Below are 23644 nucleotides of genomic sequence, written 5' to 3' on the forward strand. Positions count from 1 at the left end.
GGCCGGTAAGTTGTGGTGGAAAAACCTTGTCTGGTCAGACCAAAATTGGTACATTCAAAAAATTGGCATGACCAAATTTATCAACCTTCAACGCTTCGACCTTGCTTCGATCCGGCTCGTGGTGCTTTGCGCCGAGTCCGGTTCATTGTCGGAAGCTGCGCGCCGTTGCCACTTGTCCCTGTCGGGCGCCAGCCACCGGCTGAAGGCTTTCGAGGATGCGGTGGGGGAGCCCGTCTTCCAGCGCCACCGCCGGGGACTGCGCATCACCATCCGTGGGCGCCACGTGGTGTACTGCGGCATGCAGCTTCTGGACTGGGTCGACCGCCTGGCCGGGCCGGCCTTGTTTGATGGCGAGATGCCGGAACTAATTTTGAACGGAGTATCAGAGGCTGCGAAAGTACCGCTTCCGCTGCTGGGAGTCTTTCCGAGATTCGAAAGCTCGCCGCCGAGAGTGGTCAGTCCAAATTAGCAAATATATCGTTACCGGCCTGAGCCCTGCACAAGGCCAATCATGCTGACGTGATCTGTGAAGGAACGCGAATTCCGGTTCCTCGCCCACGGTGGAAAGTACGTCCTCGTTTCCATCGTCCGCGACAGCATTAATCTCTTCGATCCTCAGCTTCACAAGCGCGAAGCCACGTTACTTGGCAGCCGCAACGCGAGGGTCGAGGACTTCCGGACTGTCATGTTGCCCCGCTCCTGGAGCTCGCCGTCGTGTTGGTGACGCAGGCAGGCTGACCCGCCTGCGGCGCCTTGGGTCCTGAGGGGCGACGCAGCCTTCGAAGCGGCGCAAGTCAAGGGAAAGCCCTGATGCGGTCCGATATGACCAGACCAAAAATGAATCGGTTAAGTTTTGGCCTGGCCAAATGCTTCGCGCAATCCTGCGCCGTTGTCAGCTCGCCGGCTTCAGAGACCGGCACACTCTAAACAGGAGACAAGCATGCAAACGAGACGAGATATTCTGGCCGCGGGTGCGGCCGCGACACTGGCCGGCCTGGGCGCGCCGGCGTTGGCCCAGACCTACGAGCCGGCTTGCTTCAAGCCGTTCTCCGGTAACACGAAGACCATTCAGTATCCGGCCAAGAAGGGACCTTACCGCATCGCACTGGCCAATGGTTATGCCGGGAACAGCTGGCGCATCCAGATGATCAAGTCGCTGAAGGCTTATGCAGCAACGCCGGAAATGAAGCCGCACATCAAGGAGCTGAAGGTCGTGTCTACCGGCACGGACGTGGCTGCGCAGCTGGGCGCCATCGACAACTTCATCAATGCGGGCTTCGACGCCATCCTCACGATCGCGGTGTCGCCCACCTCGTTCAAGCCGGTGATCAAGCGCGCCAAGGAGGCTGGCGTCGTGCTGATCCCGTTCGACAACGTGCTCGACACCGACGAGGTGATCCAGGTCAACGAAGACCAGCTGGAAATGGGCCGCCTGATGGGCCGCTGGCTGGAGAAGAACGGTGTGACCAGCGGCAAGGTGCTGGAGATCCGTGGCTTGCCGGGCAACTCGGTGGACCGCGACCGCCATCTCGGTTTCCGCGAGATCATGGACAAGCACAAGCAGGTCCAGATCATCGAAGTGGTGGGCAACTGGGACGACGGCACTTCGCAGAAGGTAGCGGCCGACGCGATTGCCGTGCACGGCCGCTTCAACGGCATCTACACGCAGGCTGGATCCAACGGCACCATTCGTGCGCTGATCGAGGCCAAGCACCCGTTCGTGCCCATCGGTGCGGAAGGTGAAAATGGCTTTCGCAAGATGGTCTATCAGTACCATAAGGACGGCCTCAAAGGCGCTTCGGCCGCGCAGTCGCCTGGCCTGGTCTCGGTGGCCCTGAAGGCGGCCATCGCCGCATTGCAAGGTCAAAAGCTGCCGCAGTACATCTCGGTACCCATTCCCTACGTGGAATACCAGAACATGGCACCCGGCAAGAACTTCTACCCGGATTTACCTGACACCTTCTACGTGGCCAACGAGTTTCCGCCTTGCAACATCAACCTGACGGCGCCGGACATCATGAAGCAGAGCGAGGGAAATACCTGAGATCAGCCTTGGAGTTTTAACGCCGGGTTGTGTGGCCGCGCCCGGCTTTTTTCCTGTTTGGAGGCTTTTCTTTCCGTGACCCAGAAACCCTTGCTCGAACTCCAGGGCATCACCAAGCACTACGGCGGCGTATGTGCGCTTGACAGCGCGGACTTTGCTTGTACGGCAGGTGAAATCCACGCTGTTCTGGGCGAGAACGGTGCCGGCAAGTCGACCTTGATCAAGATCATCGCCGGCGTCGTTCAGCCCGACGCGGGCCGCATTTTGCTGGACGGCAAAGAACTGCGGCTGGACTCTCCGAACGCCGCACGCGAGCGCGGTATCGTTTGCGTGTTCCAGGAACTGTCGCTGGTCCCGGACTTGTCCGTGTGTGACAACATTTTCCTGTCCAGGCCCCCGATGAAGTACGGCCTGATCGACGCCAAGACTCAGCAAGAGCGAGCTACCGAGCTGCTCTCGTTGTTGGGTTGCGGCGACATTCATCCCATGGACCGCGTGCGCGACCTGCCGCTATCCCGCCGGCAGGTCGTCGAGATCGCCAAGGCGCTAGGCGCGCAGCCGCGCCTGCTCATCCTGGACGAGGCGACCTCCGCCCTCAGCAGCGAAGACGTGGAACGCCTGTACCGGTTGCTCTTCAGTTTGCGAGACCAGGGCGTCGCAGCGCTGTTCATCTCGCACCGCATGCACGAGGTCAAGGCGCTCGCCGGTACCTGTTCGGTCTTTCGCAGTGGCCGCCGCGTCGATACGTTTGCCAACGGCACTCGGTCCGACGCTGAAGTGGTGCAACTCATGATCGGCCGTGACGTCGCCAAGTCGTACCCGCCCAAGACCGGTCCGGCCACGGATGCGCGACCGGCTGTCACGGTCAAGTCCTTGAGCTGGGAGCCCAGCCTCCGGGACATTTCGCTGGAGATTCTGCGAGGCGAGATCATCGGCCTGGGAGGGCTGGACGGACAGGGGCAGCGCGAATTGCTGCTGGCGCTTTTCGGCGTGCTTAAGGGTGTGCACGGCGAAATCGAGGTTTTTGATCAACCGGTCGCCAATCTGGCACCACACATATGCAAGCAAGCCGGGCTGGGGATCGCCCTCATCCCGGAGGATCGCAAGACCGAAGGGTTGGTCTTGCCCATGAGTATCCGTGAGAACGCGAGCCTTGCCCGGCTGGAGGCGCTCACGCGCTATGGCCTTCTCAGTCCGGGGGCCGAGCAGGCGGCCGTGGCGCAGATGGTGGACAAGTTGCGCATCAAGATCGGTTCCGTGGAAGACCCGGTGCAGACCTTGTCCGGGGGCAACCAGCAGAAGGTGGTGATCGCCAAGTGGCTGATGACCCAGCCGCGCGTGCTCCTGCTGAACGATCCCACACGCGGCATCGATGTGGCCACCAAGCAGGAAATCTATGTCCTGTTGCGCCAGCTTGCTTCCCAGGGCGTGGCCATCCTGCTCTACTCCACCGACTACGAAGAGCTGATCGGCCTGGCGGACCGCGTCCTGATCATGTACGAAGGACGCATCGCGCGCACGCTTGTCGGGGAGGAGATCACCGAGCAGGCGATTGTGGCCTCATCCCTCAACGTATCCCTCGCTTCAACCGAACCGGAGGCCGTCACATGAACAGGGAAGAATGGCTGCGAGCGTTGCGCCGCAACAGTGGTCCGCTGGGTGCGCTGGTGGTGTTCATCCTGATGTTTTCGCTGTACCTGCTCGAGCATCCGCGCTCGATCTCGGTCGGCATCGTCACCACGGCCTCGAACAAGGCGGCGCTGCTGGCCATCGTTGCGATGGCCCAGACCCTGCCCGTCATCACGCGCGGCCTGGACCTCTCCGTGGGGATGGTGATGGTGCTCACCAGTTGCCTGGCCTCCGTCGTGGTGAACGGTGCGCCTTGGCAAGTGGCACTCGGGGTGGTGCTGGTATTGGCCTCCGGGGCGGCGGCCGGCGCCCTGAATGGTGCAATCGTCGTGTTCGGGCGCCTGCAGCCGATCATCGTCACGCTCGCCACGGGCGCAGTGTTCTTCGGCCTGGCCTTGCTGCTGCGTCCGGCGCCGGGCGGGGAGGTCAGCGAGGGCTTGTCAGACGCGCTGACCGGTCGTCTCTTCGGCACGATTCCCACAACGCTGGTGTTGCTGGCCGTGGTCATCGTGCTGGGCTGGATGCCCTTCAGGCGCACGGTCATCGGCCGTGCCTGTTATGCCGTGGGGTCGTCCGAGCAGGCGGCTTATCTTTCTGGCGTTCCATCGCAGCGGGCCAAATTCATCGCCTATACCGCCGCGGGACTGCTTTCCGGGCTGGCCGGGTTGCTGCTGTCGCTGATCTCCCTGTCGGGCGAGGCCAGCTCGCCGCAGGCGGGCCTGTACACCCTCAATTCCATCGCGGCGGTCGTGATCGGCGGAACCTCGCTCTATGGGGGTGCAGGGGGCATGGTGGGATCGGTGTTGGGCGCCTTCGTGTTGCGCACCATTGGCGACCTGCTGTTCGTGTTCAATGCACCTGCGCTTTGGCAGCCACTGTTCGAAGGACTCATCCTCCTGGCTGCTGTGTGCGTCGGCGCGCTGCACGTGCTTCGCCTGCGAAACCGCCTGGACCTGTTCTGATGACCAGCCTTTCCGTTGGCACTCGGCGCTCCTCCGCCACCAGCAAGCGTGTGTTGCAGCGACTGCTGTTGAATCCGCCGGCCATGGTGGGTCTGTGCTCGCTGGCTCTTCTGCTGGCCGCCAGCCTCGTAAACAGCAACTTCCTGATGCCGGGCTACCTGCTGCTGCAACTGCAGATCGCCGCCTTCCTTGGCATCACAGCCGCCGGGCTCATGGCGGTCATCCTGTTGGGCCACATTGACCTGTCGGTGCCCTGGACCATCACCACCGGGGCAATGATGGCCGCCGCCGCGGGCGCCACCTATGGCGCCGGCTGGGCGATCCCCGCAGGCATCGCCTGCGGCGCGCTGATCGGCCTGGTCAATGGGTTGGGGGTGGCGATCCTGCGCATCCCTTCGATGATTTTCACGCTGGGCGCGAACGCCGTGCTGCAGGGCCTGATGGTCCTTTACTCAGGCGGGCATGCGCCGGTGCACGGCGCCACCGAACTGATGCGCGCCCTGGGCGTGGGCAAGACGCTGGGCGTGCCCAATGCCGTGTGGACCTGGGTGGCCGTCTCATTGCTGTTCTACCTGGTGCTGACGCGCACTGCCATCGGCCGCTACGTGTACATCATCGGCAACACTGAGCGCGCCGCCTACCTGTCCGGCGTGCGCACCGGCAAAGTCATCGTGCTGTGCTTCGTGGCCTGCGGGGCTCTGGCAGCGCTCGCCGGCATATTGCTCGCCGGCTACTCGGCCAACGCATACCAGGCCATGGGTGATCCCTACGTGCTGCCCGCGATCGCCGCGGTCGTGCTGGGCGGCACCAACATCCTGGGCGGCCGCGGCAGCTACCTGGGCACCGTTGCAGGCGTAGTGTTCATCGTGCTGCTGCAAAGCGTGCTTGCGGTGTTGCAGATGCCCGAGGCGGGCCGTCAGATCATCTACGGTGCGCTGATCCTGTGCATGCTGCTGCTGTATGGCCGTTCGGCCAGGGTGAGGTGATCTTGGCTGACCACTATGGCATCCGGGGCGACTTCCTGCTGCACGATGCGCGTTTTCGCGAACTGGTTCCGCCGAACGGGTTTGTAGAAAAGCTCTTCACCGGCACGCGTTGGGCGGAGGGCCCCGTGTATTTCCCGGCCGGTGACTTCCTGCTGTTCAGCGACATCCCCAACAACCGCATCCTGCGGTGGGTGCCCGACGGTCCAGGCGATGGATGCGTGGTGGAATTCCGCAGGCCCTCCAACTTCGCCAACGGCCATACGCGCGATGGCGAAGGCCGCCTTATCAGCTGCGAGCATGGCACGCGCTGCATCAGCCGCACCGAGCTCGATGGCAGGCGCACCGTGATCGCAAACGCCTTTGAAGGCAGGCGGCTGAACTCGCCGAATGACGCAGTTGTCGCGCCCGATGGCGCCGTGTGGTTCTCCGATCCAACCTACGGGATCTTGTCCGATTACGAGGGTTATGCGGCCGACCCCGAGTACGGTGGCCGCTACGTGTTTCGGGTAGACGCCGCGAGCGGGCGAGTGGAAGCCGCCGCCACGGACTTCGTGCAGCCCAATGGATTGGCGTTTTCTCCGGACGGCATGCGACTGTATGTGGCGGATTCCGGGGCATCGCATGATCCGCAGGGGCCGCGACACATTCGGGTGTTTGAAGTGGCAGCTGGCGGCCGGCTGCGAGGCGGCGAAGTCTTCGCCACCGTGGATGCGGGGATACCGGACGGCCTTCGCGTGGACCTGCGCGGCAATGTCTGGACCAGCGCCGGAGACGGCGTGCATTGCTTCTCGCCGCAGGGCGAACTGCTTGGCCGGATCCTCGTTCCCGAGCCGGTGGCCAATGTAGAGTTCGGCGGGCAGCGAGGTAACCGCCTCTTCATCACGGCCACGACGTCGCTGTACGCCTGCTACCTGGCGACGTCTGGTGCCTGGGCACGCAGCCTGGTGTAGCTCACGACATCGCGGCGACCTTGAGAATGATGAGCCGCAGCTGGGCCCGCCGCTGTGGCTTGCAGCGGGGCCCGACTGTCAGTGTCAATACTTGCGGTTCGGGAATTCCTTGGCAGCCACTTCGGCCGGGAACACGCCCTCGATCGACTTGATCCAGCGCGGCAGCGTCTGACCGGCGGCGGCTTTGGCTGCCGCTTCCATCAGCTGGGGACCAAGCAGGGGGTTGCACTCCACGCTGACATTCATCTTGCCGGCGATCATCGCCTCGAAGGCGCCCTTGACCGCATCCACGCCGATTACGAGGATATCCTTGCCCGGCTTCAGGCCCGCTTCCTCGATGGCCTGAATCGCGCCGATGGCCATGTCGTCGTTGTGCGCGTACAGCACGTTGACCTTCTTGCCTTCAGCCTTGAGGAAGGCCTCCATGACTTCCTTGCCCTTGGCGCGGGTGAAGTCGGCGGTCTGCGAGCGGATGATCTTGTAGCGCGGATTGGCTTTGAGCCCTTCCTCGAAGCCCTTCTTCCGTTCGATCGCGGGATCGGAGCCCACGGTGCCCTGCAGCTCGACGATGTTCACGTCGCCCGTGGTGCTCTTGGTGTGCTCAAGCAACCACTGCGCGGCGCGCCGGCCTTCCTCGACGAAGTCCGAACCCACAAAGGTGGTCCAGGTGGAGGGATCCTTCACCACCACACTGCGGCTTTCGAGAATGACAGGGATCTTGGCGGACTTGGCCTCCCGCAGCACGGTATCCCAGCCCGTCGTGACGAGCGGCGCGAGGATGATGACGTCCACCTTCTGGGCGATGAAGGACCGGATTGCCTTGATCTGGTTCTCCTGCTTTTGCTGCGCGTCAGAGAACTTCAGTTCATAGCCGGCCGCGCTGGCAGCGGCCTTGACGGAGTCCGTATTGGCTGTGCGCCACTCGCTTTCGGCGCCGGTCTGCGCGAAGCCGATCACCAGCTTCTTGCCTTTCGCCTGGCTCCAGGCCGGTGTCGCCCAAGCGTATGCCAGGCCGGCGGCCGCCATGATGGCGGCAAAGCTGCGTCGTTTCATCGGGTTCATCTTGTGTCTCCTGTCTTCGTATCTGTTCGATCGGGTGCAGCACTCTTGCCTTACTGACCGCCCGGTGCTGTGGCGGGCGGCTGAACTCAGCCGGGATACCAGACCATGCGAGGGTCGTCGGGCGCTCGTTGGTACGTCCACGCTGACTCGACCATCCGGGCCATGTCGAACTGGGGGCGCCAGCCCAGCAGGAACTTCGCCTTGGTGTTGTCCAGCCACGTGGAGTGGTACGGTGTGCGGACTGGCACGAGCGGCAGGCCCCGCGTGCGTGCCAGGTATGTGCCAAGCTCGCCATAGTCGAGTGGCTCGTCCATGCACACGTTCATCAGTTGCTGCCGGGCGCGTGGTGCGTCCAGGGCCAGCAAGATGGCATCCACAAGATCGCATACATGGACGAAGTTGCGCTTCACCGGTTGCCCATCCGGATCAAGCATCACCGGGACGGCGCCGCTGCGTACATGGTCGCGCGCTTCGCTCTGTGTCACCAGGTCCCGCCAGCGCGGGCCTCCGAACACGTCGTCGCCGAAGGACAAGGTGAAGCGGAAATCGTCTTTCTCCATGATCCAGGGTGCACGCAGGCAGCAGCCGTTCAGGTCATACTGGGCCTGGTACTGCTGGAGCATTACTTCTTCCAGCGCTTTGGACAGGGCATAGCATCCAGGGTAGGCGGTATGCGGCTGGCTTTCTACCACCGGTACGGGGTGCGCGTAGTGGAAATGCCCGACAGCGGCGTCGCCGCCGACCAGCACGAATTGCCGGAAGGTGGCGCTTGTCCGGCAGCCCTCGAGCAACCAGAACATGCCCTTGACGGCGACATCCATCACCTCGTCCGGCGTTTCCTTGCTTGTGGCCAGGTGCAGCACGTGTGTCACGCCTTCGAGCGCGCGCTGCACGTCCGCGCGATCCTGAATGGAGCCCCGCACGCACTCCAGGCGTTCGCGGGGCTGCAACACACGGTTGTGGCAGAGCGCCCGCACGCGGAAGCGCTCGAGACTGGCGTCCTCCAGTACTCGCTGGATGAACGCGCGGCCCACCTTGCCGGTGGCACCCGTGACGAGAAGGAGTCCGGAAGAAGGTGGTTGCATTCGGGCCCTCTGAATGGCGCGGATGATAGCAAGCCGGCCCTGCTTTGGCGATCATGTTTTGGGCTTGATCCATACACGAATTCGTATGGGTTGCAACCTATAGCGATTCCGGAGTTGTCCTCCTGGCTGTGCGCTTCAGAGGAGAAAAGACTTCGCTGCAAACGACATGGCGAAGCCAGCAGGAAAGAAAGTGGACTTGGCCTCGGGCGCGAGCCTTCACCGATTAGAGAGGGTGGCGGCTCTCTACGACGCCGGCGCCGTCCCTGTTTCTCGCCGGGTCACTGCGTTCGGGCGCTTGCACCGAGTGAAAACCACTTGCCGGGGAGGTGCCGGTTATTTCCGATCCATCGTTGCTTCTCTGTGGGCTTCGCGGGTCTGCGGTGTTGGTTGGTCAGGCCAATATTGACACATATGTAATATTGGTCTTACCCTGATCTGCGATCCTGCCGGAGACGTGTCACCGTCCAATGGCGTCTCGATCAGCGTCAACACTGTGTCAGCCATCACTGACTTACCGTATGACAGGGTTCGTTCCGGAACACCCATCAACCCGACAAGGAGGAGACCATGAAGGAGACAGTAAGCAAAGGCCTGAGGCACTGTGCGGCAGCAGCGGCGGCGCTGGCATGACGTGGCTCGCAACGGCGCGCGGGGGGCGTGGCGCCGTCGATCAGGCGCTGCTGGCTGCGATCGAATCCGCCGAACGCAACGCCTCGTCCGGCAAACGGCCCATCGTCGAGACACATATTCATTTCTGGCAGATGACGCGGCCCGGCGGTGTGCCATGGCCCACAGCAGTGGAAGGGCCGATCTTCCGCGACGTGCTGCCGCCGGAGTACAGCGCATTCGCCAGATCCCAGGGCGTGGTGGCGGCCGGGATCGTGGAAGCGAGCGGCATTGTTCAGGACAACCAGTGGGTCCTCGATCTCACCAAGAACGATCCGTTTTACGCGTTCTTCGTCGGGAATCTCGAGATTGGCGCGCCGAACTTTTCCGCTGACCTCGCGCGTTTCGCAGCTGACCCGCGCTTTGTGGGAATCCGCGGCTATCTCACCGGCCCGGCTGAGGGCATCACGCTCAGCGCGGCACAGCTCACCAGCCTGCGCGACCTGGCAGCGCGCGGTATGACGCTCGACATCATCAGCCGGGGGACCAGGAACCCGAAGAGCCAGGTGCAGGCGCTTTGTACCGCGGTGCCCAATCTGCGCGTCATCATCGACCATTTGGGCGGCGCAACCGGGCCGGCGGTGGACCCCGCCTGGGCGTCCGACGTTCGTCGCCTCGCCAGCGACTGCCCGAATCTGTACATGAAGTTTTCGTCGTTCTATGACATGTACGCTCCCGGCGACGTGGTTTTTCCGTCTCCCACCGACCTCGCTTCGTACAAGCCGCAGTTCGACGTGCTGATGTCCGCGTTCGGCAAGGACCGCCTGATCTGGGGCAGCAACTGGCCGGTAATCACCCTGCACGGGACTTTCGAAGCCCAGATCGCTGTCGCCGAGGCGTATCTGGCCCCGTTCGGTGCCGGCGTGCGCGACAAAGTGATGTTCAAGAACGCCCTCGCGTTCTATCGCCGGCACAAGGCGTAGCGGACCGGAGAAACTGCCGGCTCAGCTCCGACGGCTTTCCCGCCACGAAGCCGGCGTTGCTCCCAGTTCCCGTTTGAACACTGTATTGAGGTACTGGACGGAACGAAAGCCGCTCGCCCGCGCGATGTCATCGATGCCCATTTGCGTGTTGCTGAGCAACTGAAAGCAACGCTGCAACTTGTACAGCAGGATTTCGTCGTGGACGGAGCGCTTCAACTCGCGGCGAAAGTACATCTCCAGCGATGAGCGCGAAAGCCCCACCGTTTCGGCAACCTGCTCCGTCTTGATGCCCTGGCAGGCGTATTGACGGATGTAATGGAGAGCGCGCATTACGGTTGCGCTGTGTTCGACGTCGCGCGCGGTGGACGCGCGCGAATGCACGCCGGCTGGGGGCACGACCACACGCACGTCGTTCACCGGCGAGCCGCTCAGGGCCTGGTGCAACAGGTGCGCCGCGCGATGGCCCATTTCGTGGGTTCCCTGGCTGACCGAGCTGAGCTGGATTCTCGTCAGGTGTTGGCCCAGTGTGTCGTTATCGATCCCGATGATGGCGACTTCGTCGGGAACTGCGATTGCACCGACGATGCAAGCCTGCAGCACCTGCCGTGCACGCGCGTCCGTGACGGCGACTATGCCAACGGGCTTGGGCAGGCTTTGCAGCCAGGAGAGCAGTTTCCTTGTCGCGCTGCCCCATGTGGGCGCGCTGGTTGCCAGGCCCCGGTGGATCTCACCAGCCAATCCGTCGCGGGCAAGCCGGTCGGTGAACGCTTTTTCGCGCTCCTGGGCCCAACGGTTGAGCGGCGATTCCGGCAGGCTATAGCAGGCAAAGCGGGAAAGTCCGGACTCCACCAGGTGGGTCAGCGCGTGCGAGACCAGTTCGCGGTTGTCCGTCGCAACGTAGGGCACATTGACGGGGTAGCACGCGGGATCCTCGTAGGAACCCCCGACGGCGACGACAGGTACGCGTACTCCTGTGAGAGCGTGCGCCACGGCCGGATCGTCGTAGTCCGCGATGATCCCGTCGCCGTCCCAATCGTGAATGCCGTCAAGCCGAAAGCGGAAATCCTCTTCAAGGAAGAGATCCCAGGCGACCCGCGTGTGGTTCACATAGTCGCCGATGCCCGTGATGATCTCACGGTCGTACACCTTGCTCGCATGGAAGAGCAGTGCCACGCGCAGCACAGTGGGGCCACTTTGACGTATTGACGATTTCATGGTCGGGTCGGTTGACCATGAGGATACCGGCATATCGGGCAGATTGCTGCGCTGCAGAAAGCAATTTCGCAAGCCGCCCTCGCAAATTTCGCAATCGCGGGCGGAGGCCCGCGGTTCTAGGATGGTGCCATTGGAAGCTGTTACCCACCACAAACATGAACTTTCTCGAATCCATCGCGCCCGTACGATATGAAGGTCCGCAGGCCACGACGCCGTTGGCCTACCGTCACTATGACGCCAATGCAATCGTGCTGGGCAAGCCGATGGCACAGCACTTGCGGCTCGCCGTCTGCTACTGGCACACCTTCGTGTGGCCCGGCAGCGACGTCTTCGGACAAGGCACGTTTGCACGGCCCTGGCATACCGGTGGTGACGAGTTGACGATGGCGCGGAAGAAGGCGGATGCGGCCTTTGGCCTGATTTCCCGGCTCGATGTCCCGTTCTACACTTTCCATGACACCGATGTGGCGCCGGAAGGCGCGAACCTGGCCGAGTACCGCAGCAATCTGTCCGCGATGGTGGACGTGCTCGCGCAGAAGCAGAAAGAAACCGGCATTTCGCTGCTATGGGGGACTGCCAACCTGTTCAGCCATCCCCGCTACGCAGCCGGCGCAGCGAGTAACCCCGACCCCGACGTCTTCGCGTACGCGGCGACGCAGGTTTTCAGCGCACTCAATGCCACGCAGCAGCTTGGCGGCGCCAACTACGTGATGTGGGGTGGCCGTGAAGGCTATGACACTCTGCTCAATACTGATTTGCAGCGCGAGCGCCGGCAGCTGGGTCGATTCATGCAATTGGTGGTGAACCACAAACACAAGATCGGCTTCAAGGGGCAACTGCTTATCGAGCCCAAGCCGCTGGAGCCGACCAAGCACCAATATGACTTCGACAGCGCCACTGTGTATGGCTTCCTGAAGGAATTCGGCCTGGAAAAAGAGATCAAGCTCAACATCGAGGCCAACCACGCCACGTTGGCGGGCCACAGCTTCCAGCACGAGATCGCAACCGCCGCCTCCCTCGGAATCTTCGGCAGCATTGATGCCAACCGTGGCGACCCGCAGAACGGATGGGACACCGACCAGTTTCCCAACAGCGTGGAGGACCTTACGCTGGCACTCTACGAAGTCTTGCGCGCCGGTGGAATCGGCAGCGGCGGGTTCAACTTCGACGCGAAAGTGCGGCGTCAAAGCATGGACCCGGTTGATATTCTGCACGGGCATGTGGGTGCGATCGATGCGCTGGCGCTGGCGCTCAAGAGCGCCGCGCGTTTGATGGAGTCCCGCGAGCTTGAGCAGTTCCGCCAGCAGCGCTACGCGAACTGGGACGGTGAACTGGGGCGGCGCATCATCACGGGCGACATGAGCCTCAGCCAGCTCGCCGAACATGCCTTCGTCAACGATCTTCGGCCCAAGCCTGTGAGCGGCCGTCAGGAGTGGCTGGAAAACCGGGTCAATGCCGCGATCTTCGCCGGCGCGGCCTGAAGAACCGAACGCAGGAGCACTCAGTGAGTTTGACGGTCGGCTTCAAGGACGTGAGCAAGAGCTTCGGCCCCGTGCAGGTACTGCATGGGGTCAGTTTCGAACTCGCGCCGGGCCGGGTGTACGGGGTGCTTGGAGAAAACGGTGCCGGCAAGTCGACGCTGATGAAAATCCTGGCCGGCTACGAGGCCGCCAGTGAGGGCGTGGTGGAGGTGGGCGGGCATGTCGTGCGTTTCAAGGGGCCGCGCGAGGCCGAAGCGGCCGGTGTGGTGATGATCCATCAGGAATTCAACCTTGCTGATGACCTCACCATTGCGCAGAACATATTCCTCGGTCATGAGCGCAAGCGTTACGGGCTGCTGGACGAAGACCTGATGGCCAGGGAGGCGGGCGCCGCATTGCGTCAGGTTGGCCTGAATTGCAGCCCCGCGCGCCGCGTGGGCGACCTCATCGTGGCCGAGAAACAGCTGGTGGAGATCGCACGCGCGCTCAGCCGGCGCGCGCGCGTACTGGTGATGGACGAGCCCACCGCCACATTGACGCCCTCCGAGACCGAGCGCCTGTTTTCCCTCATCGGGCAACTGAGAGCGGCAGGCTCCACCATCCTTTATATTTCCCACAAGCTGGACGAAGTCGAACGCATCACCGACGAGGTGGTCGTCATGCGCGATGGGCGATTCGTGGCTCGGCGGTCCACGCAGAGCGTGACACGCCAACAGATGGCCAGCCTGATGGTGGGGCGCGAACTGGCCGATCTTTTTCCGGGCAGGCTTCCCGTGGCGGCCGGCGCGCCCGTCCTGCTGGACGTGAAAGGACTGACCGTGCCCGGGTGGTGCCACGACGCAAGCTTCCAGGTGCGCGCCGGGGAGGTGCTTGGCTTTGCAGGGCTGGTCGGTGCGGGCCGGACCGAGCTGTTTGAAGGGCTCCTGGGGTTACGCCCCTCCAGCGTGAAATCTGTGCAGGTAGCAGACAAAACCTGGACGCGGCGCAATCCGCGTTCGGCCGCACGGCTGGGTCTCACGTATCTCAGCGAGGACCGCAAGACGCGCGGCCTGCACCTGCGCATGGGGCTGGCGCAGAACCTCACGCTGATGGCGCTGGAGCGTTATGCGAAGCCGCTGCTCGACCCGCAGCGGGAACAGGCAGCCCTCGTGGCCGCGACCACGGCATTTGGCATCCGCACGCAACGCTCCGACATACCGGCTTCCGCACTGTCCGGCGGCAACCAGCAGAAGCTGGCGCTCGCGCGGGTGTTACACCCCGATCCCAAAGTCGTGGTGCTGGACGAACCGACACGGGGAGTTGACGTCGGCGCCAAGCGCGATATCTATTTCCTGATCCAGCGGCTGGCCAGCGAAGGCCGCGGGATCATCGTCGTGTCCTCCGAGCTGCTCGAGCTGATCGGGTTATGTCATCGCGTCCTTGTGATGCGCCAGGGAAGGCTCACTGCCGAGCTCGCGCAGGACCAGCTGTCCGAAGAACTGTTGATTGCCCATGCAACTGGAACCCACTGATACCGCCGCCGCTCCTGTGCCTGTCGCCAGGCCGGCACTGCGCAAATGGCCCTCTTTCACGGGAGCCGGGCCACTGGCCGGGTTGGCACTTATGTGCATCGCGGGTGCGATTCTCAACGAGAACTTCGCCAGCCTCGACAATGCGATGAACGTGCTCACCCGCACGGCTTTCATCGGAATCATCGCAGTGGGGATGTGCTTCGTCATCATTTCCGGCGGCATCGATCTTTCGGTGGGATCCATGGCCGCGCTGATTGCGGGCAGCACGATCCTGCTGATGAATGCGACAGCAGGCGCCGGCTGGAACCCCATGGCGGCCGTGGTGACCGGCATGGCCTTCGCCGTCGTACTTGGCGCACTGTTCGGCCTGGGCCACGGGCTGCTCATCAGCAAGGGCCGCATCGAACCTTTCATCGTGACGCTGGGAACGCTGGGCATCTTCCGCGCGTACCTGACCTACTTCTCCAACGGCGGCGCCATCACGCTCGACAGTGCACTGGTCGATGTCTACAGCCCGGTGTATTACGGCAGCTGGCTGGGGGTGCCGGTGCCCGTGTGGGTATTCGCCGCTGTCGCATTGCTGGGCGGCCTCGTTCTCAACCGCACTGCCTTCGGCCGGTACGTTCAGGCCATCGGTTCCAACGAGCAGGTTGCGCGCTACGCGGCCGTCGAGGTGGACCGCGTCAAGGTTCTCACATACATGTTGCTGGGCATCTGCGTGGGTATTGCCACCGTGCTCTATGTGCCGCGCCTGGGTTCGGCCTCGCCGAGCACCGGGCTGCTGTGGGAGCTGGAAGCCATCGCTGCGGTCATCGTCGGAGGCACTGCCTTGCGTGGCGGCGCCGGCGGCATCACCGGCACCGTAATCGGCGCCGTGCTGCTCTCGGTGATCGGCAACATCCTCAACCTGACCAGCATCATCAGTGTGTACCTGAACGCGGCGGTGCAGGGCTTCGTGATCATCGCCGTCGCGTTCTTCCAGCGCGGGCGCAAGTAACCGGTTCCCCACAGGTGGCAAGGCTGCCGTTTCTCACAACATAAGGAGACAAACCATGAAATCACTGATAAGTCTGATGGCCGCAGGCGCCACAGTTCTCGCGGCGCTGGGTGCGGCACCCTCCGCCATGGCCCAGGGCAAGCCCCACATCGGCGTCTCGATACCGGCCGCCACGCACGGCTGGACAGGCGGGGTCGTGTACTGGGCCAACCGGACCAAGTCCGAGCTGGAAAAGCAATACCCGGGCCTGAAAGTCACCATCAAAACGGCCGGGTCTGCTTCGGAACAGGCGAATCAGGTACAGGACTTGCACACAGCCAACAAGATCGACACCCTCGTGATCCTGCCATTCGAGTCGGCGCCGCTCACGCAACCGGTCGCGCAGGTCAAGGGCAAAGGCGTGTACGTCACGGTTGTCGACCGCGGCCTGACGGATGTGAGTGCGCAGGACGCATACGTTGCCGGCGACAACCCCGGCTTTGGCAAGGTATCGGCCGAGTACATGGCCAAAGCCCTGGGCGGCAAGGGTAACGTCGTAGTACTGCGGGGCATTCCCACGGTCATCGACAACCAGCGCGTGGACGCGTTCACGGCTGTGATGAAGAACTATCCCGACATCAAGGTTCTGGATGCCAAGCACGGCAACTGGAACCGCGACGATGCCTTCAAGGTGATGCAGGACTACCTGACCCGTTTCAAGCAGATTGACGCCGTCTGGGCCTCGGACGACGACATGGCGGTCGGCGTGCAAAAGGCAATCGCGCAGGCCAAGCGAACCGATGTCAAGCTCGTGCTGGGCGGCGCGGGTTCCAAGGACTACATCAAGAAGGTCATGGACGGCGACAAGATCGTGACGGCCGACGTCACCTACTCGCCCGCCATGATTGCCGATGCGATGAAGCTCACGGCTGCCGCGCGGGTGAAGGGTGAGAAACTGCCTGCCACCACCATCATCCCGTCGGTGCTGGTGACCAGGGAAAACGCCAAGCAATACTACTTCCCCGATTCCCCATTCTGAGGCAGCCATGGCAAGACCTGTCACTCTTTTTACCGGGCAATGGGCGGACCTGCCTCTCAAGGAGCTGGCACCCCTGGCACGCAGCATGGGCTACGACGGCCTGGAACTGGCATGTTGGGGCGACCATTTCGATGTGCAGGAGGCCCTGGCGAGCGATCGCTACGTGCAGGACCGGCGCGATCTGCTGGAACAGCACGGGCTGCGCTGCTTCGCCATCGGCAACCACCTGGTGGGCCAGGCGGTGTGCGACCTCATCGACGAGCGGCACAAGGCCATCCTGTCGCCTCAAGTCTGGGGGGACGGCGATCCGGAAGGCGTGCGGCAGCGCGCCGCGCGGGAAATGCAGGACACCGCGCGTGCCGCCGCCAAGCTGGGCGTGAAGGTGGTGACGGGCTTCACCGGCTCGTCCATCTGGCATTCGCTGTACGCGTTTCCGCCCACTTCGCAGGAGTATTGGGACAAGGGCTTCGTCGACTTTGCCAACCGGTGGAAACCCATCCTCGATGTGTTCGAGCAGTGTGGCGTGAATTTCGGGCTGGAAGTGCACCCCACGGAAATCGCCTTCGACATCGCTTCGGCGCAGCGCGCCATCGAAGCCGTGGGAGGTCACAAGCGTTTCGGTTTCAACTTCGACCCCAGCCACCTGGGCTACCAGGGCGTGGACTACGTCAAGTTCATCCGGACATTCGGCGATCGCATCTATCACGTGCACATGAAGGACGTGTGGTGGGGCCGGGGCGACGGCACCGTGGGGGTCTTCGGCGGGCACACCAATTTCGGTGACGCGCGCCGCCACTGGGACTTTCGCAGTGTCGGGCGGGGACAGATCGACTTCGAATCCATCATCGTTGCACTCAACGACGTGGGTTACAACGGACCGCTGAGCGTCGAGTGGGAGGACAGCCGCATGGACCGCGTGCACGGCGCTACTGAAAGCGCGGCCTACAGCAAGCGGCTGGACTTCAAGCCGGCCGCGGGAGCGTTCGACGCCGTGTTCGACAAGGCCAAGCAGGGTGGGATGGCGGGCTCATGAGAAAACTGCGCTATGCGATGGTGGGCGGCGGGCAGGGTGCTTTTATCGGCGCTGTGCACCGCAAGGCCATGGCGCTGGATGGGCAGATGGAGCTGGTGGCCGGTGCGCTGTCCTCGGATGCTGAGCGCGCGCGCGCGTCGGGCCGCGACCTCGGCCTGCGGGATGAACGCAACCACGGCCGCTGGGAAGACCTGCTGGAAGGCGAACTGCGGCGCAGCAAGGATGAGCGCATCGATTTCGTTTCCATCGTCACGCCCAACCATGTGCATTTCCCCGTCGCCCGCGCGTTCGCCGAGGCGGGCATCCATGTGGTGTGTGACAAGCCGCTGGTCCATACCTGCGAGGAGGCCGCCGAGCTCGTTCGGGTTGTCAAGCGCAGCGGCTCCATCTTCGGTGTCACGTACAACTACACGGGCTATCCCATGGTGCGCGAGGCGCGTGACATGGTTGCGCGCGGCGCGATCGGCGTGGTGCGCAAGGTCATCGTCGAATACAACCAGGGTTGGCTTGCCACCCACCTGGAGGCAAGCGGGCAGAAGCAGGCCGACTGGCGGACGGACCCGGCGCGCAGCGGCGTGGCCGGCGCCATCGGCGACATCGGCTCGCACGCGGAGAACCTTGTGGCGACGGTGACGGGGCTGGAGCTGGAAAGCATCTGCGCGGACCTCACCATCTTCGTGCCGGGCCGGCGCCTTGACGACGACGGCAATGTCCTGCTGCGGTTCAAGAACGGCGCCAGGGGCGTGCTGATCGCGTCCCAGATCGAGGTGGGCTGCGAGAACGACCTGCGGCTGCGCGTGTTCGGCACCACCGGTACGCTGGATTGGCGCCAGGAGGAGCCTAACCGGCTGCTGCATGCCCCCATCGACGGCCCGGCCCGCATGTTGACGCGGGGCTCTCCGTGGCTCGGTGAGGCGGCTCGCCGCGCGACACGACTGCCCACGGGGCACCCCGAGGCCTTTATCGAAGCCTTTGCCAATGTCTACCTGGGAGTGGCTGCGCACATCCGCGCGCTGCAATCTGGCAGTACACCGGATTCGCTGGACGCCGACTATCCCCGCCTCGAAGATGGCGCCCGCGGTGTGCGGTTCATCGAGAAGGTGGTGCAGTCTGCGGCCAGTACGGCCAAGTGGACGCCGTTCGAGGACTGACCGATGTTCATGGGCATTGATCTGGGCACCTCCAGTGTCAAGGCGGTCGTGCTGGACCGTGGCCACCGCCTGGTGGCCAGCGGCTCCGCGCCGCTGACGGTGGATGCACCCCATCCCTTGTGGCGTGAGCAGCATCCCGCTGAATGGTGGCGTGCGTGCGATGCAGCCGTGGGCGCCGCGTTGCAGGAATTGCTGCGCGGCGGCCGCACAGGCAGCGAGATCGAGGCCATCGGCCTGACCGGGCAGATGCACGGCGCGACCCTGCTGGATGCGCGCGGTGAAGTTCTGCGGCCGGCCATCCTCTGGAACGACGGCCGGGCGGCGGCAGAATGCGCGGAACTGGAGCGGGCGGTGCCGCGGTCACGCCAGATCACCGGCAACCTGATGATGCCGGGTTTCACGGCGCCCAAGCTGCTTTGGGTATCCAAACACGAGCCCGGCGTGTTCGACCGGGTCCGGCAAGTACTGCTGCCCAAGGACTGGCTGCGCTGGCGCCTGACCGGCGACTATGCGACCGACCTGTCCGACGCGTCCGGCACACTGTGGCTGGATGTGGGCAGGCGCGAATGGAGTGACGAACTCCTGGCCGCTTGCGGCCTGTCCACCGCGCACATGCCCAGGTTGCACGAAGGCCCGGAGGTTACCGGCACCCTGCTGCCCGAGGTCGCGCAGCATTGGGGCTTGCGCGAAGTGCCGGTGGTAGCCGGTGCCAGCGACAACGCCGCGGGAGCGCTGGGCGCTGGAGTGGTGAACCCGGGTGAGGCGATGCTGTCCCTGGGAACGTCCGGTGTGGTGTTCGTGGCCACCGGCTCTTTTGTCGCCAATCCGCAGCAGGCGGTGCACAGCTTCTGCCACGCGCTGCCGCAGGCCTGGCACCTGATGTCCGTGATGCTGTCGGCCGCCTCGTGCCTCGAATTCACAGCGGGACTACTGGGAGAGCGCGACGTGGCCGTGCTGCTTGCGCAGGCAGAGCAGCGCGGCCTGCGAGAAGATACGCCGTTGTTCCTGCCTTATCTGAACGGCGAACGCACGCCGCACAACAATCCGCATGCCAAAGCCGTGTTCTTCGGCATGCACGCAGGCACGCAGCGCGAAGACATCGTGAACGCCACGCTCGAGGGTGTGTGCCTGGGCATGGCGCAGGGGATTACCGCGCTGCAGTCGGTCCAGCCTGGCCTGGCGTGCGTCAGCCTGATCGGCGGCGGCTCGCGCAATGCCTATTGGGCTCAGATGCTGGCCGACGCTACCGGCCTGCAGGTAGTCCGGCATGCGGATGCCGAGGTTGGCCCATCACTGGGCGCCGCCCGGCTGGCCTGGCTGGCCTGCGACCCGGGCGAAGCGGCGGGAATATTTCGTGCACCAGAGGTGACTGACGTATTCGAGGTGCGAGCGGCCGAACGCACGCGAATGCAGGACCGCGCCGACCGGCTGGCAGGGCTGTACAACAGCCTCGTGCCTCACTTTCAGCCATAGAAAGTGGAGTCGCCACCCGCGTGTTGGCGTGGCGATGGCATCTGTCACAACCTGCAGGCGCAGATGGTCCGGCCAGGCTTCGAAGTCAGGATGCCTGCGGAAGGTAGCTGGGCCTGACCGCTGTCATCCCGGCTTTGACATGTTGGGTGATTTCATCGGCCAGCACTTCATCAACCCCCGATTCGAGTCCGTCGAGCGCACGCTTGACGATGTCTTCAGGGCTGGACTTCGGAACCTCGAAGCCGCGCGTGAGGTCGGTATCTACATAGGCCATGTGCAGCCCCAGCACCTGCGTCTTTTGCGCCGCCAGTTCACTGCGCAAGGCATTGGTGAGCGACCAGGCTGCGGACTTGCTGGCTGAGTAAGCTGCCAGCTCACCGCCGTTCACCCACGAGGCCACCGACAACACGTTGAGCAGGGCGCCGCCGCCGTTGCCTTTGAGAACCGGCGCGAAGGCCTTGCTCATGCGCAGCACGCCGTAGACGTTGGTCTCGAAGATGCGCCGGGTGGTGTCTTCACTGTCGGCCGCCAGAAAGCCACCCGGCTGGGCAATGCCCGCGTTGTTGATTACCAGCGTGACATCCGGCGCCAGTGCGGCGGCGGCCGCCACGTCTTCGGGCCTGTTGACGTCGAGCCGCAGGGCCTGCACTCCGGGCAGGGTGACGGTTGCGGGGTCTCGCGCGGCCGCGTAGACCTTGCGGGCACCGCGGGCGAGCAGCTCGCGCGCGAATGCCAGGCCGATGCCGCGATTGGCACCGGTGACGAGAACAACAGCGTTTTTGATTTGCATGAGAAAACTCCAATGGGTGGGAAAAGCTGATTAGGGAAAACAGGCTCACTTGACCTTGATGACGACCTTGCCTTTTGCACGGCCCGCCTCGACGTAGGCCAAGGCCTCGTTGGTTGCTTCGAACGGAAAGACCCGGTCCATCACCGGACGGATGGCTCCAGCATCGAAGAGCCGCGTGATCTCGCGCAGTTGGCTGCCACTTGCCTTCATGAAGAGGAACGCGTAGTCAACTCCGCGGCCCTTTGCCCTGCGCCGGATGCCTGAACTCAGCATGCGCATCACCAGCTTTACAAATGCAGGAGCACTGCTTTCCTTGCCGAATGCGGGATCGGGTGGGCCGGAGATGGAGATGAGTTTCCCACCGGGCTTAAGCACACGCAGTGACTTTTCCAACGTCTTGCCGTCCTGGCTGTTCAGCACGACGTCGTAGTCGCGCAGGAGATTTTCGAAATCCTGCGTCTTGTAGTCGATCACGATGTCCGCGCCCAGACTCTTGACGAGCGCGACATTGGCCGTGCTCGTCGTCGTGGCAACGGTGGCGCCCAGATGTTTCGCCAACTGGATGGCAAAGGTGCCAACGCCTCCTGAGCCAGCCTGGATGAAGACCTTCTGCCCTTTTTTCAGCTTGGCCTTCTCGACCAGTGCCTGCCAGGCCGTTAAGGCCACCAGCGGGATGGACGCGGCTTCTTCCATCGTGAGCCCCGCAGGCTTGAGCGCCAGGGATGCCTCTTTGACGGGGACAAATTCCGCAAACGTGCCAATCCGGAAATCATCGGACCGCGCATAGACTTCATCGCCCGGCTTGAATTGCCGCACGCGCGGGCCAACCTTGACGACCACTCCGGCAACGTCGTGGCCCAGGATGAGAGGCAGGCGATAGGGCAGGATGAGTTTGAACTCGCCGTCGCGGATCTTGAAGTCCAGCTGGTTCACACCAGCGGCATGCACCTGGACCAGGACCTCGTCATCGCGCAGCTCCGGGCTTGGCATGTCCGTCAACCGCAAGCTGCTCTTTTTCCCATAACGTTCAACGATGAATGCTTTCATGATGTTTTCACTGTTGGCATCACGTCGAGCCGCAGATCTTTTCGAATCCCGGCATCCACCAGACCCGCAGGCGCAAATGTGCGGAGAAATCGCAGGCGACTCGCGAGTCCGCCAGCGGTGTATCGGAGTTTCGGGTGAGCGGCACTGGCAGCTTTCAGCACGACGTCAGCCACGACGCCCGGCTGTTCCGCAGTTGCCATCACTTCCTTCACGCGCTGGCTCACGGCAGCGCGAACCTCGCGGTACTCATTGAGCTGAGCGTCGGGTTCCAGGAAGTTCGCGTCGAACGGCGTCTTCGTGTATGCAGGCTCGATGACCGAGACCCGGATGCCCCTGGTGCGTAGCTCATGGTCGAGCGACTCGGAGTAGCCTTCGATCGCATGCTTCGTCGCCGCATACAGTGCCCCGTACGGCATTGGCAGGAAACCAAGCACCGAGCCGATGTTGATGATGCGTCCCGCGCCCTGTCGGCGCATGTGCGGCACGACGGCGCGCGTCATCCGGACGATCCCGAAGAAGTTGGTGTCGAAGATAGCTTGAGCCTGCGCGATCGAACTCTCTTCCGCACCAGCTGGAGCGACCCCGAAGCCGGCATTGTTGACGAGCAGGTCTATGCGGCCTTCCAGCTGAATCAGCTTCTGAACTGCAGCCTCGACCGACTCGTCCTGGGTCACGTCCAGAGACAACATGTCGAACGGTTGCCCGCCGGGCTGGCCGCCGCGCCTGCTGGTGCCGTAGACCTTGTAGCCGGCTTTTGCAAGCCGCTCAGCAGTCTCCTTGCCGATGCCTGAGGAGGCGCCCGTCACGAGTGCAATTTTGTTTTCAGTAGCCATGGTGTTTCCTTCGGGGTGTAGATACGGGACGGGGAACGGGTCGGCTTGAGGTGCATGACCGAACAGAAGGTCTCATTGGGCTGGCCTTGTGTTGATTTCGAATGATGGTTGTCATATATGTGAGCAAGCGAAAAGGCCGCAGGTACTGTGTCTCGGGTTCAGGCGGAGGCGGGGGCAGCAGCTGGAGTCAGGTGCTTGATGGCGGCCTCGCACAGGCTGTTTGCCAATGTGGGTTCGTCAACCGCGCGGGCCAGCAGCAAGGTGCCGACCATGGTGGCCAGGGTCATCATCGCCCGTTCGTGAGCACCGTGCTGCCCCCAGTCAGGTGACTGGCGGGCGACAAAATCAATCGTTTCTTTGATGTGCCGGGTGGTCGCGCGGCGTATTTCGGGTGTCTGGCGCGCCGTTTCCGATCCCAGCGCCACCAGGGGGCATCCCATTTCAACCTGTTCAAGGTGCTCAGGCGAGAGGTAGCCGCGCACCATGGATTCCAGTGCCCGCCCTGAGGGCACGCCGGCGACCACGCCTGCAGCAATGGCAGCGGCGTCGGCGCAGGCCCGCGTTGCGGCTTCGGCCAGCATGGCCTCGCGCGACGCGAAGTGGGCGTAAAACGCACCATGGGTCAGGCCGGCCTCTTTCATGATGTCGGCCACGCCGGTGCCGCTATAGCCGCTGCGGCGTATTGCCCGCGCGGCCACGGAGACGATACGTTCGTGGGAGGCCTCCTTGGCGGCCGTTCTGGCGTTGATTTTGGTATTTCGCATGATACTCATCATACATGATTTCGC

General features: G+C 63.4%; 21 protein-coding genes and 1 pseudogene. 15 read left to right on the forward strand and 7 right to left on the reverse strand.

Translation table 11 applies throughout. The features are described from left to right. Window positions 1–67: 67 nt before the first annotated feature. The 7 genes and pseudogenes from AC1DYQ_RS21055 to AC1DYQ_RS21085 all read left to right on the forward strand — a co-directional run bounded on the left by AC1DYQ_RS21055 (window position 68) and on the right by AC1DYQ_RS21085 (window position 6571). Complete coding sequence (locus AC1DYQ_RS21055) at window positions 68–469, forward strand: helix-turn-helix domain-containing protein (protein WP_477688427.1); 402 nt, start codon at window positions 68–70, stop codon at window positions 467–469. Between the two features lie 66 nt (window positions 470–535). After that, window positions 536–688, forward strand: a pseudogene (locus AC1DYQ_RS21060) (dehydrogenase); the annotation flags it as partial. Between the two features lie 252 nt (window positions 689–940). Continuing rightward, window positions 941–2044 carry a sugar ABC transporter substrate-binding protein gene (locus AC1DYQ_RS21065; RefSeq protein WP_477688428.1) on the forward strand — a complete coding sequence of 368 codons (1104 nt, stop codon included), beginning with the start codon at window positions 941–943 and terminating at the stop codon, window positions 2042–2044. 75 nt (window positions 2045–2119) lie between these two features. Next, window positions 2120–3655 carry a sugar ABC transporter ATP-binding protein gene (locus AC1DYQ_RS21070; RefSeq protein WP_477688429.1) on the forward strand — a complete coding sequence of 512 codons (1536 nt, stop codon included), beginning with the start codon at window positions 2120–2122 and terminating at the stop codon, window positions 3653–3655. Continuing rightward, window positions 3652–4635 carry an ABC transporter permease gene (locus AC1DYQ_RS21075; RefSeq protein WP_477688430.1) on the forward strand — a complete coding sequence of 328 codons (984 nt, stop codon included), beginning with the start codon at window positions 3652–3654 and terminating at the stop codon, window positions 4633–4635. Before AC1DYQ_RS21070 ends, AC1DYQ_RS21075 begins: the two co-directional genes overlap by 4 nt. Continuing rightward, window positions 4635–5621, forward strand: a complete 987-nt coding sequence (locus AC1DYQ_RS21080; protein WP_477688431.1) for an ABC transporter permease — start codon at window positions 4635–4637, stop codon at window positions 5619–5621. Before AC1DYQ_RS21075 ends, AC1DYQ_RS21080 begins: the two co-directional genes overlap by 1 nt. A 2-nt stretch (window positions 5622–5623) precedes the next feature. Continuing rightward, window positions 5624–6571, forward strand: a complete 948-nt coding sequence (locus AC1DYQ_RS21085) for an SMP-30/gluconolactonase/LRE family protein (RefSeq protein WP_477688432.1) — start codon at window positions 5624–5626, stop codon at window positions 6569–6571. 84 nt (window positions 6572–6655) lie between these two features. Here the strand turns inward: AC1DYQ_RS21085 and AC1DYQ_RS21090 are convergent, their stop codons facing one another. Both AC1DYQ_RS21090 and AC1DYQ_RS21095 read right to left on the reverse strand, forming a co-directional pair. Beyond that, entirely contained in the window at window positions 6656–7633 is a 978-nt protein-coding gene (locus tag AC1DYQ_RS21090) for an ABC transporter substrate-binding protein (RefSeq protein ID WP_477688433.1), read from the reverse strand. A gap of 86 nt (window positions 7634–7719) precedes the next feature. Next, complete coding sequence (locus AC1DYQ_RS21095; protein WP_477688434.1) at window positions 7720–8718, reverse strand: NAD-dependent epimerase/dehydratase family protein; 999 nt, start codon at window positions 8716–8718, stop codon at window positions 7720–7722. Window positions 8719–9344: 626 nt separating this feature from the next. On the opposite strand from AC1DYQ_RS21095, the gene AC1DYQ_RS21100 reads away from it, so the two are divergent. Then, the gene (locus AC1DYQ_RS21100) at window positions 9345–10307 is read left to right on the forward strand and encodes an amidohydrolase family protein (RefSeq protein WP_477342354.1); all 963 of its coding nucleotides are present in this window, start codon (window positions 9345–9347) and stop codon (window positions 10305–10307) included. Window positions 10308–10328: 21 nt separating this feature from the next. Here the strand turns inward: AC1DYQ_RS21100 and AC1DYQ_RS21105 are convergent, their stop codons facing one another. After that, window positions 10329–11522, reverse strand: coding sequence for a XylR family transcriptional regulator (locus tag AC1DYQ_RS21105; RefSeq protein WP_477688435.1), 1194 nt, complete (start codon window positions 11520–11522; stop codon window positions 10329–10331). Window positions 11523–11677: 155 nt separating this feature from the next. On the opposite strand from AC1DYQ_RS21105, the gene xylA reads away from it, so the two are divergent. Genes xylA through xylB form a run of 7 tightly spaced genes read left to right on the forward strand, consistent with a single transcriptional unit; the run spans window position 11678 to window position 20186 of the window. Beyond that, entirely contained in the window at window positions 11678–13003 is a 1326-nt protein-coding gene (xylA, locus tag AC1DYQ_RS21110; protein WP_477688436.1) for a xylose isomerase, read from the forward strand. A gap of 23 nt (window positions 13004–13026) precedes the next feature. Continuing rightward, the gene (locus AC1DYQ_RS21115; RefSeq protein ID WP_477688437.1) at window positions 13027–14514 is read left to right on the forward strand and encodes a sugar ABC transporter ATP-binding protein; all 1488 of its coding nucleotides are present in this window, start codon (window positions 13027–13029) and stop codon (window positions 14512–14514) included. Further along, entirely contained in the window at window positions 14501–15511 is a 1011-nt protein-coding gene (locus AC1DYQ_RS21120; RefSeq protein ID WP_457282702.1) for an ABC transporter permease, read from the forward strand. Before AC1DYQ_RS21115 ends, AC1DYQ_RS21120 begins: the two co-directional genes overlap by 14 nt. A 55-nt stretch (window positions 15512–15566) precedes the next feature. Next, window positions 15567–16529 (forward strand): ABC transporter substrate-binding protein, encoded by a 963-nt coding sequence (locus AC1DYQ_RS21125; RefSeq protein WP_477688438.1) that lies wholly within the window; start codon window positions 15567–15569, stop codon window positions 16527–16529. Window positions 16530–16536: 7 nt separating this feature from the next. After that, complete coding sequence (locus tag AC1DYQ_RS21130) at window positions 16537–17562, forward strand: sugar phosphate isomerase/epimerase family protein (RefSeq protein ID WP_477688439.1); 1026 nt, start codon at window positions 16537–16539, stop codon at window positions 17560–17562. Next, a complete protein-coding gene (locus AC1DYQ_RS21135) occupies window positions 17559–18713 on the forward strand; it encodes a Gfo/Idh/MocA family protein (RefSeq protein WP_477688440.1) in 1155 nt (384 codons plus the stop codon). Before AC1DYQ_RS21130 ends, AC1DYQ_RS21135 begins: the two co-directional genes overlap by 4 nt. Before the next feature lie 3 nt (window positions 18714–18716). Beyond that, the gene (gene xylB / locus AC1DYQ_RS21140) at window positions 18717–20186 is read left to right on the forward strand and encodes a xylulokinase (protein WP_477688441.1); all 1470 of its coding nucleotides are present in this window, start codon (window positions 18717–18719) and stop codon (window positions 20184–20186) included. Window positions 20187–20271: 85 nt separating this feature from the next. Here xylB and AC1DYQ_RS21145 read toward each other — a convergent pair whose 3' ends face one another. The 4 genes from AC1DYQ_RS21145 to AC1DYQ_RS21160 all read right to left on the reverse strand — a co-directional run bounded on the left by AC1DYQ_RS21145 (window position 20272) and on the right by AC1DYQ_RS21160 (window position 23632). After that, on the reverse strand, window positions 20272–20976 hold the full coding sequence (locus AC1DYQ_RS21145) for an SDR family oxidoreductase (protein ID WP_477688442.1): 705 nt from the start codon (window positions 20974–20976) through the stop codon (window positions 20272–20274). A 45-nt stretch (window positions 20977–21021) separates the two neighbouring features. Further along, window positions 21022–22023, reverse strand: a complete 1002-nt coding sequence (locus AC1DYQ_RS21150) for an NADP-dependent oxidoreductase (protein WP_477688443.1) — start codon at window positions 22021–22023, stop codon at window positions 21022–21024. Continuing rightward, window positions 22020–22856, reverse strand: coding sequence for an oxidoreductase (locus tag AC1DYQ_RS21155; RefSeq protein ID WP_477688444.1), 837 nt, complete (start codon window positions 22854–22856; stop codon window positions 22020–22022). The genes AC1DYQ_RS21150 and AC1DYQ_RS21155 overlap by 4 nt, the downstream gene beginning before the upstream one ends. A 158-nt stretch (window positions 22857–23014) precedes the next feature. Further along, the gene (locus AC1DYQ_RS21160; RefSeq protein ID WP_477688445.1) at window positions 23015–23632 is read right to left on the reverse strand and encodes a TetR/AcrR family transcriptional regulator; all 618 of its coding nucleotides are present in this window, start codon (window positions 23630–23632) and stop codon (window positions 23015–23017) included. Between the last annotated feature and the right edge of the window lie 12 nt (window positions 23633–23644).

This window comes from Polaromonas sp. P1_F4, from assembly GCF_056405675.1.

What these genes read in the sequence shown, in the direction of transcription:
- AC1DYQ_RS21100 (WP_477342354.1), top strand. Translation starts at nt 9,345, where the DNA reads ATGACGTGGCTCGCAACGGCGCGCGGGGGGCGTGGCGCCGTCGATCAG.
- AC1DYQ_RS21055 (WP_477688427.1), top strand. Translation starts at nt 68, where the DNA reads ATGACCAAATTTATCAACCTTCAACGCTTCGACCTTGCTTCGATCCGG.
- xylB (WP_477688441.1), top strand. Translation starts at nt 18,717, where the DNA reads ATGTTCATGGGCATTGATCTGGGCACCTCCAGTGTCAAGGCGGTCGTG.
- AC1DYQ_RS21090 (WP_477688433.1), bottom strand. Translation starts at nt 7,633, where the DNA reads ATGAACCCGATGAAACGACGCAGCTTTGCCGCCATCATGGCGGCCGCC.
- AC1DYQ_RS21145 (WP_477688442.1), bottom strand. Translation starts at nt 20,976, where the DNA reads ATGCAAATCAAAAACGCTGTTGTTCTCGTCACCGGTGCCAATCGCGGC.
- AC1DYQ_RS21160 (WP_477688445.1), bottom strand. Translation starts at nt 23,632, where the DNA reads ATGATGAGTATCATGCGAAATACCAAAATCAACGCCAGAACGGCCGCC.
- AC1DYQ_RS21155 (WP_477688444.1), bottom strand. Translation starts at nt 22,856, where the DNA reads ATGGCTACTGAAAACAAAATTGCACTCGTGACGGGCGCCTCCTCAGGC.
- AC1DYQ_RS21150 (WP_477688443.1), bottom strand. Translation starts at nt 22,023, where the DNA reads ATGAAAGCATTCATCGTTGAACGTTATGGGAAAAAGAGCAGCTTGCGG.
- AC1DYQ_RS21075 (WP_477688430.1), top strand. Translation starts at nt 3,652, where the DNA reads ATGAACAGGGAAGAATGGCTGCGAGCGTTGCGCCGCAACAGTGGTCCG.
- AC1DYQ_RS21135 (WP_477688440.1), top strand. Translation starts at nt 17,559, where the DNA reads ATGAGAAAACTGCGCTATGCGATGGTGGGCGGCGGGCAGGGTGCTTTT.
- AC1DYQ_RS21065 (WP_477688428.1), top strand. Translation starts at nt 941, where the DNA reads ATGCAAACGAGACGAGATATTCTGGCCGCGGGTGCGGCCGCGACACTG.
- AC1DYQ_RS21080 (WP_477688431.1), top strand. Translation starts at nt 4,635, where the DNA reads ATGACCAGCCTTTCCGTTGGCACTCGGCGCTCCTCCGCCACCAGCAAG.
- AC1DYQ_RS21095 (WP_477688434.1), bottom strand. Translation starts at nt 8,718, where the DNA reads ATGCAACCACCTTCTTCCGGACTCCTTCTCGTCACGGGTGCCACCGGC.
- AC1DYQ_RS21105 (WP_477688435.1), bottom strand. Translation starts at nt 11,522, where the DNA reads ATGAAATCGTCAATACGTCAAAGTGGCCCCACTGTGCTGCGCGTGGCA.
- AC1DYQ_RS21130 (WP_477688439.1), top strand. Translation starts at nt 16,537, where the DNA reads ATGGCAAGACCTGTCACTCTTTTTACCGGGCAATGGGCGGACCTGCCT.
- xylA (WP_477688436.1), top strand. Translation starts at nt 11,678, where the DNA reads ATGAACTTTCTCGAATCCATCGCGCCCGTACGATATGAAGGTCCGCAG.
- AC1DYQ_RS21125 (WP_477688438.1), top strand. Translation starts at nt 15,567, where the DNA reads ATGAAATCACTGATAAGTCTGATGGCCGCAGGCGCCACAGTTCTCGCG.